Raw genomic sequence first — 11,933 nt, forward strand, 5'->3', positions numbered from 1 at the left:
GGCAAGGCGCCAAAAGCTTAAAAACCATTTGCATGTGGCCAAAAAACACACGGCTTCTTAAGGCAAATCAGATGCTTCCGACCGTTTTCAATCTCGCCCTGGGGTGGATTTCAGCCTGCGACAGCACTGTCGTCTGGGCCCGGAACCGCTCGACCAGGGAACGCACGAAGGGACGAATTGCCGCAGAGGTGACCAGCACCGGGGCCTCGCCTTCGCGGGCGGCGCGCTCGAAGGCCTCGCGCACGCCGGTCATGAACTCCGAGAGCTTCGAGGGCTGCATCGCGAGGCTGCGCTCCTCGCCCTGGCCGATAATGGATTCGGCGAAGGCTTGTTCCCACCGCGCCGACAGCGCGATCAGCGGCAGATACCCGCTGTAAGAGGTGTTCTGCGCACAGATCTGCCGTGCCAGGCGGGCGCGGACGTGCTCGACCATGGTGGCCGGATTGCGCGAGAAGGCGAGCGAGTCGGCGATGCCTTCGAGGATGGTCGAGAGGTCGCGGATCGAGATGCGCTCGGCGAGCAGCAGCTGCAGCACACGCTGGATGCCGGAGACGGTGACCTGTCCCGGCACGATGTCCTTGACCAGCTCGCCTTGCTCCTTCGGCAGCTCCTTGAGCAGCTTCTGCACCTCGCCATAGGAGAGCAGGTCCGACATGTTGGCCTTGAGCAGCTCGGTGAGGTGGGTCGAGAGCACGGTCGCGGCGTCGACGACGGTATAGCCCTTGAGCGAGGCCTCCTCCTTGAGGCTGGCATCGACCCAGGTCGCGGGCAGGCCGAAGGTCGGCTCGGTGGTGTGGATGCCGGGCACCTGCACCTGGCTGCCGCCGGGGTCCATGACCATGAACTGGCTCGGCCAGATCTTGCCGGTGCCGGCGTCGACCTCCTTGATCTTGATGATGTAGGTGTTGGCTTCGAGCTGGACGTTGTCGAGGATGCGCACGGCGGGCATCACGAAACCCATCTCGATCGCGAGCGAGCGGCGCAGCGCCTTGATCTGCTCGGTGAGGCGATCGGTGCCGTCGGGACCGTTGACCAGCGGCAGCAGGGCATAGCCGAGCTCGATCTTGAGGTCGTCGATCTTCAACGCCGCGGAGATCGGCTCCTCCGCCGCAGCGGAGCCGGCTGCACCCGGCGTTCCCGGCGCAGGTGCGGTCTTCGCAACTTCCTCAGCCCTGGCAGTTGCCCGGTTGCGGTTGCGGGCGTGCCAGGCGAGCGCACCGGCGCCGGAGCCGAGCGCCAGGAAGGGGAGGGTCGGGATGCCCGGCAGGGCCGCCAGCACCAGCATGACCGCCGCGGACATCGCCAGCGCCTGCGGATATCCGGAGAACTGCTTCATCAGCGCCTTGTCGGCGGCGCCGGACACGCCGGCCTTGGAGACGAGCAGGCCGGCCGCGGTCGAAACGATCAGCGCCGGCACCTGGGTCACGAGGCCGTCACCCACGGTCAGCAGCGTGTAGCTGCGGCCGGCGTCGGCAAAGGACAGGCCCTGCTGCGCCACGCCGATGATCATGCCGCCGACGACGTTGATGAAGACGATCAGGAGGCCGGCGATGGCGTCGCCGCGGACGAATTTGGAGGCACCGTCCATGGCGCCGAAGAAGCCGCTCTCGTCCTCCAAATCCTTGCGCCGCTGCTTGGCGACCGCCTCGTCGATCAGTCCGGCGGAGAGGTCGGCGTCGATCGCCATCTGCTTGCCGGGCATGGCGTCGAGGTGGAAGCGCGCCGCGACTTCGGCGATGCGGCCCGAACCCTTGGTGATGACGACGAAGTTGACGATGATCAGGATGGCGAAAACGATGATGCCGATGACGAAATTGCCGCCCATCACGAAGCTGCCGAAGGCCTCGATGACGTGACCGGCGGCATCCGTGCCCTCGTGCCCGTGCGACAGGATCAGCCGGGTCGAGGCCATGTTCAGCGACAGCCGCAGCATGGTCGAAATCAGCAGGACGGTCGGGAAAGCGGAGAATTCCAGCGGCGCCTGGATGAACAGCGACGTCATCAGGATCAGGATCGAGAGCGTGATCGAAATCGCCAGGAACAGGTCCAGCACGATCGCAGGCAGGGGAAGGATCAGCACCACCAGGATGGTGAGGACGCCGAGCGCCAGCGCGATATCGCCGCGCTTGAGGATGTTGCCGATCTCGGCGAGGGTGGGGAAACCGGCGTTTGTGCCGCCTACGCCCTGTCCAGCGGTGACGTCGACCATGGTAGCTGCCCCTCCGCGCGACTGCCGTCCGCGCGCCCCAAATGTCTGCGCGGCGGCCGAAGGGCCGCCGTTCCGAAAGTGAGGCACCGCACTGGCGTCCACAGGGCAATCCCCGTTCTACGCGGCTGACGACACTCGACTCCACTGGGCAATTCTTGCCGGGTGTATGGTTAGCAAACGGTTAACAGAGGGTGGGGCATGGGGGCGTCGGGTCCCTAAGACTTCATTCCAGGCGGAAACCGTCTGAGCGGCTGCCGATAGCTGCCCAGTCTCAGGCCCTAGGCGGACTGTGACATCACGCGCCAGATCTAGAGCGCGTCCACGACGTCGGCATGGCCCATGGGAGAAGCAGCGGTCGTCCCCTTCCTGATCGACTCCGCGACGTAGCGAAGCTCCCAGTTCTTCACGAACCAGTAGATCGCAAAGGCCCACAGCCCGGACCACTCGACATACAGGATGTAGGAATCGTTCTCCCGATCCGTATGCAGGAAATGCATGATGACCGAGCCTGCCATCGCCAGCAACATGTAGGCGCCAATCAGGAAGTAGGCTCTCCTGAACCATTTGCGAGCCGCACCGTCTTTCTTGAGCTTCGACAGCGTCGAGTCCGAGTACCAGAATATGATGATGCCGATACATATGAATGCCAGCACCGCGCTGATGTCGTGCAGCGTGACGTTGGGAAGGCCGAAAGATGCGAGGGTGAATGGACTCGTCTTGCCGGAGACCCCCATCGGAAAGATCGCAACGCCCAAGACGAATGCGCCGGTCAGGCTGAGCCAGCGGTCTTCATTTTTCGAGAAACCCGTGTAGCGGTAGAGGAACACGCCGACGGCGAAGAGGAGACCGCAGAACCAAAGCCGGACGGGATAGAGATCCGCCACGCCTTGAGCAGGGGTTTGGGCAAAATAGTAATCGCTCAATGAAGGCTGGAGGCGAATTTCCCAAAGAAGCCCGGTCACGATAACGACGACAGGGAAAGCCGCGGTCAGCGCGCCCATTCGGGTTCGCAGCTTCCTGTAGTTTTCAACAATAGCCTTGTCGATATGATCCTGTTCCATGATGCGCTCCATGACTCAAATAAGGGTCATCTTGGCATTATTTAAAGTTGTGGAAAAGGGAGAGATATCGCTTGGGGCGTCGCCATTCTAGTCGTGGTGGCGAACCCCGAGATTCCGAAGGGCGATGCAGCGCATCGCCCTTGAAGGACGAGGACCGCCTACTTCGCCTTCTGCATCTTCGTCACCATGTATCCCGAAGTCGCCTCCTCGGCTTCGAAGGTCACCTTGTCGCCGACCTTCACCTGCTTGAGCACGGCCGGGTCCTTGACGCGGTAGACCATGGTCATGGGTTCATCCATGCCGAGGTTCTTCGCGGCCCCGTGCTTGAGCGTGATCTTGCCGGCGCCCTCGTCGATCTTCTTGACCTCGCCGCTGATGGCGGCGCCCTGGGCTGCCAGGGCACCTGTGGCAAGGCCGACGGCCAGCGACAGTGCGGCGGCGATGCGGATGATGCGATTCATGGGGACCTCCCTTGCGTTATTTCACGGTGACGTGGCCGACCATGCCGTAGTCGCGGTGGTCGGGTATCAGGCAGGAAAATTCGAACGTGCCGGCCTTGCTGAACTTCCAGAGGATCTCGGCTGTCTTGCTCGGCGCGAGCCTGACCCCGTTGGGATCGTCGTGCTCCATGTGCGGATGCTTCTTCATCTCCACCGCATGCGCGAGATTCTCTTTGGTGGTGGCGAGCAGGAATTCATGGTCCTCCTTGCCGACGTTGCGCAGCACGAAGCGGATCTGCTCGCCGCGTTTGACCTCGATCCTGGCGGGGGCATAGTCCATCTCGTTCAGCAGGATCTCGATCGTGCGCGCGGGCTTCTTGGGATCGCCGGGCTCGCCGGCCGAAAAGGTGCCGTGCCCGTGATGGTCGTGGGCAAAGGCCGGCGCGGTGGAAAGCGCGGCCAGCGCGAGACCGAGCTTGATCGTCGTCTTCATTGGTGTCTCCAGTTGGTGGTGGTTCATCGAAACGCTCACATCTTCATGTTCTTCATCGGCGGTCCGCCTGGTTGTTGCCGCACGGGCTCCGGGGCCGGCGGCGTGACTTCGTAGGCGACGGTGCCTTTCGGGAATCGGTAGGGGCCGGGATCTCGATAATCGTCGCGCGCGAGGCCCTCGCGGATTTTCATCACGGTGAACATGCCGCCCATTTCGATCGGGCCGAACTGACCGGTGCCGGTCATCATCGGCAGCGTGTTGTCGGGCGCGGGCATCTCCATGTTGCCCATCGCCATGCCGGTCGAGCCCATCGCCATGCCGTCAGGCGCGAGCTTGCCGACGGCCTTGGCGAGATCCTTGCGCGACACCCCGATCATGTTGCGCATGTCGTGTCCCATCGCATTCATGGTGTGATGCGACTTGTGGCAGTGAAACGCCCAGTCGCCGGGGTTGTCGGCGAGCACGTCGAACACTCTGACAGCGCCGACCGGTACGTCCGTCGTCGTCTCCGGATATTGCGCGCTCTCCGGAATCCAGCCGCCGTCGGTGCAGGTCACCGCAAAGCTGTGGCCGTGCAAATGGATCGGATGGTTGGTCATGCTGAGATTGCCGATGCGCACGCGCACCTTGTCGCCGAGCCTGACCGGCAGCGGATCGATGCCGGGAAACACCCGCGCATTCCAGGTCCACATGTTGAAGTCAGTCATCTCGTTGACGCGCGGCAGATAAGTGCCGGGATCGACGCGATAGGTGCTCATGACGAAGACGAAGTCGCGGTCGACCGGGCGAAAGTTCGGGTCGCGCGGATGCACGACGACCATTCCCATCATACCCATCGCCATCTGCACCATCTCGTCGGAATGCGGGTGGTACATGAAGGTCCCGCTCTTCCTCATCTCGAACTCGTAGACGAAGGTTTTCCCGGGCTGGATGTGCGGCTGCGTCAATCCGCCGACACCGTCCATGCCGCTGGGAATGATCATGCCGTGCCAGTGCACGGTGGTGTATTCGGGCAGTCTGTTGGTCACGAAGATGCGGACCTTGTCGCCCTCGACGGCCTCGATCGTCGGGCCCGGCGACTGGCCGTTATAGCCCCACAGATTCACCTTCATGCCCTCGGCGAATTCGCGCACCACGGGCTCGGCGACGAGATGAAATTCCTTCCAGTCGCCGTTCATCCGGAACGGCAGCGACCAGCCGTTCAGCGTGACGACGGGGCGATAGTCCGGCCCACTGATCGGGTGCAGCGGCGGCTGCATCACCACCTTGTCCATGTGCGGGGCTTCCGGAATGGAGGCCGCCTGCGCGCGGCCGCTGACGACGGATGCGCCGGCTAGCGCCGCGCTACCCAAAAATCCTCGGCGGGAAAACATGCTGGCCTCCATGTCAGTGACCGCCATCGGCAGGCGCTGCCGCGGCGAGAGTGGTTGAACTGTCGCCGTCAGCAGGCGCGCCGCCGCCATTGACGGCGGTCTGCAAGTCGGACTGGGCAAGGAAAAATCTTTGCGTCGCATCGATCGCACCGCGCAGGGACGCGAGCCGCTGCCGCGCCTCGGTGAGCAGCGCGAAGATATCGACCTGCATGCTGGAGAAGCGGAGCTGCATCTCCTCGGTAATGATCTTTCGCAAGGGGATGATCTCGCGCTGATAGTGGCTGGCGATGTCGTAGCCGGAGCGATAGATCCGGTAAGCATCGCGCGCTTCGGAGCGTACATTCACGGCGCGCTCGGTCAGCCGATTGAAGGCGAAATTGTAGGTCTCCGCCGCCTGCCGCACCCGCACTTCTCCGCCGTCGAAGATCGGGATCTGAAACTGCACGTCGAAGCCGCGCTCGCGGAACGGCGCGCCTTCCGGATCCCGGGTGCGGCGGGAGATGCCGGCGAGATCGAGCAGTGTCACGAAGCGCGTCGCCTCGGTGAGGTTCAGCGACTTCGCCAGCGCCGTCAGCTCGAGCCGCGCGATCTGCAGGTCGATGCGATGGGCGACCGCGTCGGCTTCAATCGACGGCAAAGCCTGCGGCCGGCGCGGCAGCGGCGGCAGTTGATTGGGCAGCCGGAAGTCGAGGCCGCCGTCCCACAGCCCCATCAGGCGCGCCAGCTTTTCGCGCGCGCTCGTCGCCGTCTGTCGCGCGGTGGCGAGGTCGGCGGTGGTTTCGGCGTAAAACACCTGTTCACGGGCCTGATCGAGCTTGTTGATCGAGCCGGTTTCGCCGAGCTTGACCGCGAGCTGTGCGGTCGATTCCGCCGTCGCCTTCGCATCCGTCAGCAACGCCACCATCTCGTTGCCGCCAACGGCGCGCCAATAGACGCGGCGGACATCGGCGGCAAGCCGCAACGTCGCGAGGCTAGCTCGCAATTGCGCCTGGCGGAAACGGTCGCGGGCGATCTCCGAGCGGAACGGCAGGCTGGCGAGCGCGAGGATGTCGCCGACAATTTGACGTTCGATTTCGCTGGCGCCATTGCCCGAGATCCGCGAGACCGAGAACACGGGGTTGGGCGGCAGGCTCTGCTCGACGAGATCGGTCTCGGCCAGCGCGAGCTCATTATAGGCGGCTTGAAGCCCCTTGTTGTTGAGCAGTGCGATCTGCACGGCGGTCTCGACGCTGAGTGTTCGCGACAGCAGCTGGCGAACGCGCGCGTCGATCGCGCCGGCTCCCTCGGCCGTCCGCACGAAGGCGACATCCTTTTTGATGGTCTGGCTCGTCAGCTCCGAGACGGCATTCATGCCGCTGTCGGGCGAGAAGGTCGCACAGCCCGACAAGCCGAGCGAGGCTAGAACGAGCAGGCTTGGCGCGAGACGGTGTGTCATGGCGCGCTCCTACCGGTCTTGTTTGGGTTGCGGCGCGACGCTCTCGTTGCGCTCGCGCCAGGGTGCCGGCGTCGCGGGCCGCAGGCTGGTGTAGGGCGCAATCGTCGAACGATAGCCGGCGCGCGCGACCTTGGCCGTGGGATCGGCAGGATCAGCGCCGGCGACTTGTATCGTTGCCGGCATGCAGCCGGATAACGCCAATGCAGTCGCGGCCAGCAGCGGCCAATCGAATCGAAAGTGTCGTCCCCGCGCCGCGAATGCAGCGGCGGACTTCGCCCCGGAAAGCGTAAGCATGAGTCATCCCTGATCTGTCTGGAGACCACAGGCTCGCGCGCGGATGCGCGCTCGGCCTGACGTCGTCGCGTGTCAGATCAGGCGATGGGAGGGCGGTAGTGCAGGGGCGGCGCCGCGCTGTGCAGGCTGGCCACGATCTCGGGCGAGCAGGCGGAAACCGGCTGAAGCGGCTTTGCTACGCTGGGCAGGTCGGCCGGCAGCGCACTCACGCACATCATCGCGCAGCACGGTCCCGCCGTACCCTTGCCGCCGTGATGATGAGGAGCGGGGGGCGCGTCCTGCGCGGCGGCCTGGTGATGCGCATGCGGTCCGGCGTGGTCATGCGAGGTGCCGTCATGCGTGTGGCCGGCCTGCATCTGGTGATGCACCGGCACGCGGTCGGCGACAAGCGCGTCGTCGAGGCACGGTGCTGGAGCGCTACCCCAGGCGAGGCTTGCGGCCGGCGCGAGCACGCAGAACAGATAGGCGAGGGCAATGAAGCGCCCCACCTTGATCCGCATCGATCGTGTCAATCGCAGCAACATTCCGCCGACATGCTCTCCGCGCCGCCATGTTGCATGCGCTCATTTGCAAAATAATGGCAAAACGCGCGTTCGCCAAGCTCCATCTTACCGCAGTGCACCGTGCATGCCCAATATCGCGCCACAATGGTTGACCCTGTGGTGATCCGCGGGCCATGGTCCCGCCCGTGCACGCACCAAATCAATCAGGACAAACACCCGAAGCATTCACCCCTGATTCGCGTCAGGCTTGGATGCGCCTCGTCATTGCGCTTCTGATCGGCTCGATCGGCGGCGTCGGCATGTGGGCGATCGTCGTCATGATTCCTGCGGTGCAGGCCGAATTCTCCGCGACGCGCGGTGCGGTGTCGCTGGCTTTCACCCTGATGATGTTCGGCTTCGGGCTTGGCGGCGTCATCGCCGGCAGGATCACCGACCGGTTCGGCATCGTGGCGGCGATGGCGATCAGCATCGCCTTCCTCGGGGTCGCCAATGTGCTGGCGGGTCTGTCCACCCAGCTCTGGCAGTTCGTGGCGGCGTATTTCCTGATCGGGCTCGGCACCTCCGCGACCTTCGCGCCGCTGATGGCGGAGGCCTCGCACTGGTTCGAGCGCTATCGCGGCCTGGCCGTGACCATCGTCGCAAGCGGCAATTATGTCGCCGGCACGATGTGGCCGCCGCTCGTGAGCACGGGCATGCAGACGATCGGCTGGCGCTTCACTCATATCGGCATCGGCCTCGTCTGCGTCAGCCTGATGACCATCCTGGTGCTGGTCCTGCGCGCGCAGATGGGCCACGACAAGGTCCACGATCATGCCAATGCAGCGCCGCCGCGGGTCGACCTCAAGCTCTCGACCAACACGCTGACGGTGCTGCTCTCGATCGCCAGCATTTCCTGTTGCGTCGCCATGGCAATGCCGCAAGTGCATATCGTCGCCTATTGCGGCGATCTCGGATATGGCGTGGCGCGCGGCGCCGAGATGCTGTCGCTGATGATGGCCTGCGGCATCGTCAGCCGGATCGGCTCGGGCTATCTCGCCGACAAGATCGGCGGCATCCCGACGCTTCTGATCGGTGCGCTGGCGCAGGGCTTTGCGCTCGTATTCTACCTGTTCTTCGACAGCCTGACCTCGCTCTATTTGATCTCAGCGATGTTCGGCCTGTTCCAGGGCGGCATCGTGCCGAGCTATGCCATCATCGTGCGCGAGGCGATGCCTGCGAGCGAGGCCGCAACCCGAGTCGGCATCGTGATCTTCGCGTCCGTGTTCGGCATGTCGTTCGGCGGCTGGGTCTCGGGCGTCATCTTCGACGCCACAGGCTCCTACGCAGCGGCGTTCACCAACGGCGTGGCGTGGAACGCACTCAATATCGGCATCGTCTTGACGCTGCTGATCCGCTCGCGGATGAATGCCGTCAGGACCGGCCCGGGTTTTGCGACCTAGACTGCCTGTCCCGCCTTCAGCAGCGAACAACCCGTGATCTTGTAGCTGCCGTCCGCCTGCTGCTCGAGCGTGTAGAGCGCTTCCCAGGCTTCGCCATTGGCATCGATGATATGGACGTGCTGGGCAATGCGGCTGCCCTCGCTCTTGCTGTCGCCAAATTCAAACTCTTGTGCCGATAGACCGGCGGGTAGCCGTTTTGCACCATGGACATGAAGATGTCGGGCGCGGGGAAGATCTCCCGGATCGCCGGCGCGGCGTAGGAATAGGCCGCGCGCGCATCGTCGCGGCCGAATGCCTGCTCCTGGGCGCGGATGATATCCTGTGCCGTCGCGACATCGTCGGCGCGTGCTGAAGCGCCAGCCAGCAGCGCAAAAATCAGGACAAGGAGCACACGCATGGCAAAACCTCGCTTGGTCATCCCGGTCAGCGAGGATATCGCCACGCGGATGTTCGGGCAAACAGCCTAATGCGACAGCGGGTCGAGGAAAGGCGTGTCGACCGCGCTGACATAGAAGATCACGACCCTGGTCTCGCCCGTCGTCCGATTGTAGCCGGTCATCGCCACGTTCGGCGGTTCCACCATTGCCTCGCCGGCCTTGACCGTCAGCGGCGGCTTGCCCTCGAGTTCGAGTGTGAAGGCGCCTTCCAGCACGTAGACGGTCACCGGGAAGCGGTGGGTATGATGGACCGTCTTGTCGCCCGGCTTGAACGACGCGGTCATCACCCGCACGGACTGCTTCTCGTCCTTCGGCAAGCCCTCAACCACTTGTTGAAGCACCAGATTCGGTTTGGCGATGTCCTGTGTCCGATGGTCCTGCGCAGTGGCTGCGGTCGACCATCCCAGAACGATTACGGCGCCGAAAGTGAAATGGGGGCGCATCCAAAGTCTCCATTCTAAAGTCGCTGAAGACACCAACCTAGGTGCCGCGGTTCGGGCCCGGCAGCCGCAACATTGCGGCCGGCGGCCGCAGAAGTGCATAATCGCTCCATGTTCGACTGGAACGACCTCAAATATTTCCTGGCGGTCGCGCGGCATGGCAGCACCATTGCCGCCGGCAAGGCGCTCGGCCTCAGCCAGTCGACCGTGCAGCGGCGGCTTGAGGAGCTGGAGCGGCGGGTCGGCCGCGCACTGGTGATGCGTCAGCCGAGCGGCTACCGCCTCACCGAATTCGGTCACATCATGCTGCCCTATGCCGAACGGGTCGAAGCCACCATTGACGACTTCCAGCGTCGGACGGCTGACGCCGAGCAGGACATGAAGGGTGTGATCCGCGTCACCTGTCCCGAGCCGATTGTCGCCCGGCTCATCCAGTCCGGCCTCGTCGGCGACTTTCACACGCTGCATCCCTCGCTGCGGGTCGAATTCGTGATGAGCGATGGCTATCTCGATCTGTCGAAGGGCGAGGTCGATATCGCTTTTCGCTCGGGCGATACCGACGACGAGCTGGTCGGACGCAAGATCGCCGAGTCGATCTGGGCGGTTTACGCCAGCCGCGACTATCTTCACCGGCACAGCAGCCCGGATCGTGTCGAGGACCTCACGTCTCATTTGCTGGTCGGGCTGGACGAATCCCTCTCCAAGCACCGCGCCGTCACATGGCTGAAGGAGGTCGCGCCCAATGCTCAGATGGCTGCGCGCGTCAACAGCGTGCTTGGCCTCGTTTCCGCGATCAAGTCCGGCGTCGGCATCGGTCCGCTTCCCGTCGCGCTCGGCGATGCCGAAGCCGATCTCGTGTGCGTGCTTGGCCCGATTCCGGAATTGACGCGAAGCTGGCGCATCCTGACGCATCCCGATCTCCGGCGTGTACCGCGGATCGCGGCCTTCTTCGACTTCATCGTGCATCACCGCGAGGCACTGAGGCCGATCCTGACAGGGTGACGCTATCGCTTCCGTTTTGCAGCCGGCTTCGCGGGTTTTGCGGCCGCGCGGACCTTAGCCTTCACGACAGGCTGCACCCGCAAGCCGTCGACGAACACGTCGAGCATCCGCAGCACCGAGGATTGCCAGCCGGGCTGGTCGTGCATGTAGCACATGCCGAAGAACGCGCGCAGCAAGTCCTCGGGACTTATGTCTGCGCGCATCGCGCCGGCCGCGGCTGCGCGATCGAGCAGCGAGCCGATCGCCTTGGTCAGGCGCTCAAAGGAAAAGGCATGCAACTCCGACCCGCTCTGCACCGCCAGTGCCAAGGCTGCGACCATGCCCTTCTTGGTGGCAACGAACTCGACGCCTGAGTGCAGCCAGCGCCTGAGCGCATCGACCGGGTCCCCGTTCTTCAACTGCTCGGCGAGCTCGCTGAGCTGTTCGACCTCGCGCCGGTACACCGCCTCGAACAAATCCTCGCGCGTCGGGAAATGCCGATAGAGCGTGCCGATGCCGACGCCGGCACGTTTTGCCACCGCCTCCAGGCTCGCCTCGGGACCACCCGCGTTGAACACGGCCTTTGCCGCCTCAAGCACGCGCTCGCGATTGCGCACGGCATCGGCGCGGGGCTTCCGGGTCTGGTCGGTGGTGTGGTCGTCCATCCACGCAATGTAGATCACGAATTGGTTAGATTGAACCCTTACGGGGCTGCATCGCGTTGATGCGCACGGGCTTTTGACGAATTCCAAATATTTCCCGCCGGCCCTTGTTAAGCGGAGGCTGCCTCCGTATCTTCGCTGAAGTCGTTGCCGATGTTCGGAGCGC

General features: G+C 64.1%; 12 protein-coding genes and 1 pseudogene. 2 read left to right on the top strand and 11 right to left on the bottom strand.

Features of this window, described 5'->3' with window-relative positions; genetic code table 11:
* Positions 1–67: 67 nt before the first annotated feature.
* From flhA to IVA75_RS08350, 8 genes are all read right to left on the bottom strand, one after another.
* On the bottom strand, positions 68–2,209 hold the full coding sequence (flhA, locus tag IVA75_RS08315; protein ID WP_027568198.1) for a flagellar biosynthesis protein FlhA: 2,142 nt from the start codon (positions 2,207–2,209) through the stop codon (positions 68–70).
* A 308-nt stretch (positions 2,210–2,517) separates the two neighbouring features.
* Positions 2,518–3,270, bottom strand: a complete 753-nt coding sequence (locus IVA75_RS08320; protein WP_247282572.1) for a hypothetical protein — start codon at positions 3,268–3,270, stop codon at positions 2,518–2,520.
* A 158-nt stretch (positions 3,271–3,428) separates the two neighbouring features.
* Positions 3,429–3,731 (bottom strand): copper-binding protein, encoded by a 303-nt coding sequence (locus tag IVA75_RS08325; RefSeq protein WP_247282573.1) that lies wholly within the window; start codon positions 3,729–3,731, stop codon positions 3,429–3,431.
* A gap of 16 nt (positions 3,732–3,747) precedes the next feature.
* A complete protein-coding gene (locus tag IVA75_RS08330) occupies positions 3,748–4,203 on the bottom strand; it encodes a cupredoxin family protein (protein WP_247282574.1) in 456 nt (151 codons plus the stop codon).
* A 35-nt stretch (positions 4,204–4,238) separates the two neighbouring features.
* The gene (locus IVA75_RS08335; protein ID WP_247282575.1) at positions 4,239–5,576 is read right to left on the bottom strand and encodes a copper oxidase; all 1,338 of its coding nucleotides are present in this window, start codon (positions 5,574–5,576) and stop codon (positions 4,239–4,241) included.
* A 13-nt stretch (positions 5,577–5,589) separates the two neighbouring features.
* Positions 5,590–7,011 carry a TolC family protein gene (locus tag IVA75_RS08340; protein ID WP_247282576.1) on the bottom strand — a complete coding sequence of 474 codons (1,422 nt, stop codon included), beginning with the start codon at positions 7,009–7,011 and terminating at the stop codon, positions 5,590–5,592.
* A gap of 9 nt (positions 7,012–7,020) precedes the next feature.
* Positions 7,021–7,305 carry a hypothetical protein gene (locus tag IVA75_RS08345; protein ID WP_247282577.1) on the bottom strand — a complete coding sequence of 95 codons (285 nt, stop codon included), beginning with the start codon at positions 7,303–7,305 and terminating at the stop codon, positions 7,021–7,023.
* Between the two features lie 77 nt (positions 7,306–7,382).
* Positions 7,383–7,829, bottom strand: coding sequence for a hypothetical protein (locus IVA75_RS08350; RefSeq protein WP_247282578.1), 447 nt, complete (start codon positions 7,827–7,829; stop codon positions 7,383–7,385).
* 152 nt (positions 7,830–7,981) lie between these two features.
* On the opposite strand from IVA75_RS08350, the gene IVA75_RS08355 reads away from it, so the two are divergent.
* Positions 7,982–9,247: an MFS transporter gene (locus tag IVA75_RS08355; RefSeq protein WP_247282579.1), complete on the top strand. Its 1,266-nt coding sequence runs from the start codon at positions 7,982–7,984 to the stop codon at positions 9,245–9,247.
* On the opposite strand, the pseudogene IVA75_RS08360 reads toward IVA75_RS08355, so the two are convergent.
* Together IVA75_RS08360 and IVA75_RS08365 are read right to left on the bottom strand one after the other, a co-directional pair.
* A pseudogene (locus IVA75_RS08360) lies at positions 9,244–9,644 on the bottom strand (DUF4864 domain-containing protein). The gene IVA75_RS08355 and the pseudogene IVA75_RS08360 overlap by 4 nt on opposite strands.
* A 66-nt stretch (positions 9,645–9,710) precedes the next feature.
* A complete protein-coding gene (locus tag IVA75_RS08365; protein ID WP_051462822.1) occupies positions 9,711–10,127 on the bottom strand; it encodes a cupin domain-containing protein in 417 nt (138 codons plus the stop codon).
* Positions 10,128–10,220: 93 nt separating this feature from the next.
* Here IVA75_RS08365 and IVA75_RS08370 point away from each other — a divergent pair, with 93 nt between their 5' ends.
* Entirely contained in the window at positions 10,221–11,126 is a 906-nt protein-coding gene (locus tag IVA75_RS08370) for a LysR family transcriptional regulator (protein ID WP_247282580.1), read from the top strand.
* A gap of 2 nt (positions 11,127–11,128) precedes the next feature.
* On the opposite strand, the gene IVA75_RS08375 is transcribed toward IVA75_RS08370, so the two are convergent.
* Entirely contained in the window at positions 11,129–11,770 is a 642-nt protein-coding gene (locus tag IVA75_RS08375; protein WP_247282727.1) for a TetR/AcrR family transcriptional regulator, read from the bottom strand.
* Between the last annotated feature and the right edge of the window lie 163 nt (positions 11,771–11,933).

It is taken from the genome of Bradyrhizobium sp. 134, from assembly GCF_023074155.1.
Classification (GTDB): domain Bacteria; phylum Pseudomonadota; class Alphaproteobacteria; order Rhizobiales; family Xanthobacteraceae; genus Bradyrhizobium.

What these genes read in the sequence shown, in the direction of transcription:
- flhA (WP_027568198.1), bottom strand. Translation starts at nt 2,209, where the DNA reads ATGGTCGACGTCACCGCTGGACAGGGCGTAGGCGGCACAAACGCCGGT.
- IVA75_RS08320 (WP_247282572.1), bottom strand. Translation starts at nt 3,270, where the DNA reads ATGGAACAGGATCATATCGACAAGGCTATTGTTGAAAACTACAGGAAG.
- IVA75_RS08325 (WP_247282573.1), bottom strand. Translation starts at nt 3,731, where the DNA reads ATGAATCGCATCATCCGCATCGCCGCCGCACTGTCGCTGGCCGTCGGC.
- IVA75_RS08330 (WP_247282574.1), bottom strand. Translation starts at nt 4,203, where the DNA reads ATGAAGACGACGATCAAGCTCGGTCTCGCGCTGGCCGCGCTTTCCACC.
- IVA75_RS08335 (WP_247282575.1), bottom strand. Translation starts at nt 5,576, where the DNA reads ATGTTTTCCCGCCGAGGATTTTTGGGTAGCGCGGCGCTAGCCGGCGCA.
- IVA75_RS08340 (WP_247282576.1), bottom strand. Translation starts at nt 7,011, where the DNA reads ATGACACACCGTCTCGCGCCAAGCCTGCTCGTTCTAGCCTCGCTCGGC.
- IVA75_RS08345 (WP_247282577.1), bottom strand. Translation starts at nt 7,305, where the DNA reads ATGCTTACGCTTTCCGGGGCGAAGTCCGCCGCTGCATTCGCGGCGCGG.
- IVA75_RS08350 (WP_247282578.1), bottom strand. Translation starts at nt 7,829, where the DNA reads ATGTTGCTGCGATTGACACGATCGATGCGGATCAAGGTGGGGCGCTTC.
- IVA75_RS08355 (WP_247282579.1), top strand. Translation starts at nt 7,982, where the DNA reads ATGGTCCCGCCCGTGCACGCACCAAATCAATCAGGACAAACACCCGAA.
- IVA75_RS08365 (WP_051462822.1), bottom strand. Translation starts at nt 10,127, where the DNA reads ATGCGCCCCCATTTCACTTTCGGCGCCGTAATCGTTCTGGGATGGTCG.
- IVA75_RS08375 (WP_247282727.1), bottom strand. Translation starts at nt 11,770, where the DNA reads ATGGACGACCACACCACCGACCAGACCCGGAAGCCCCGCGCCGATGCC.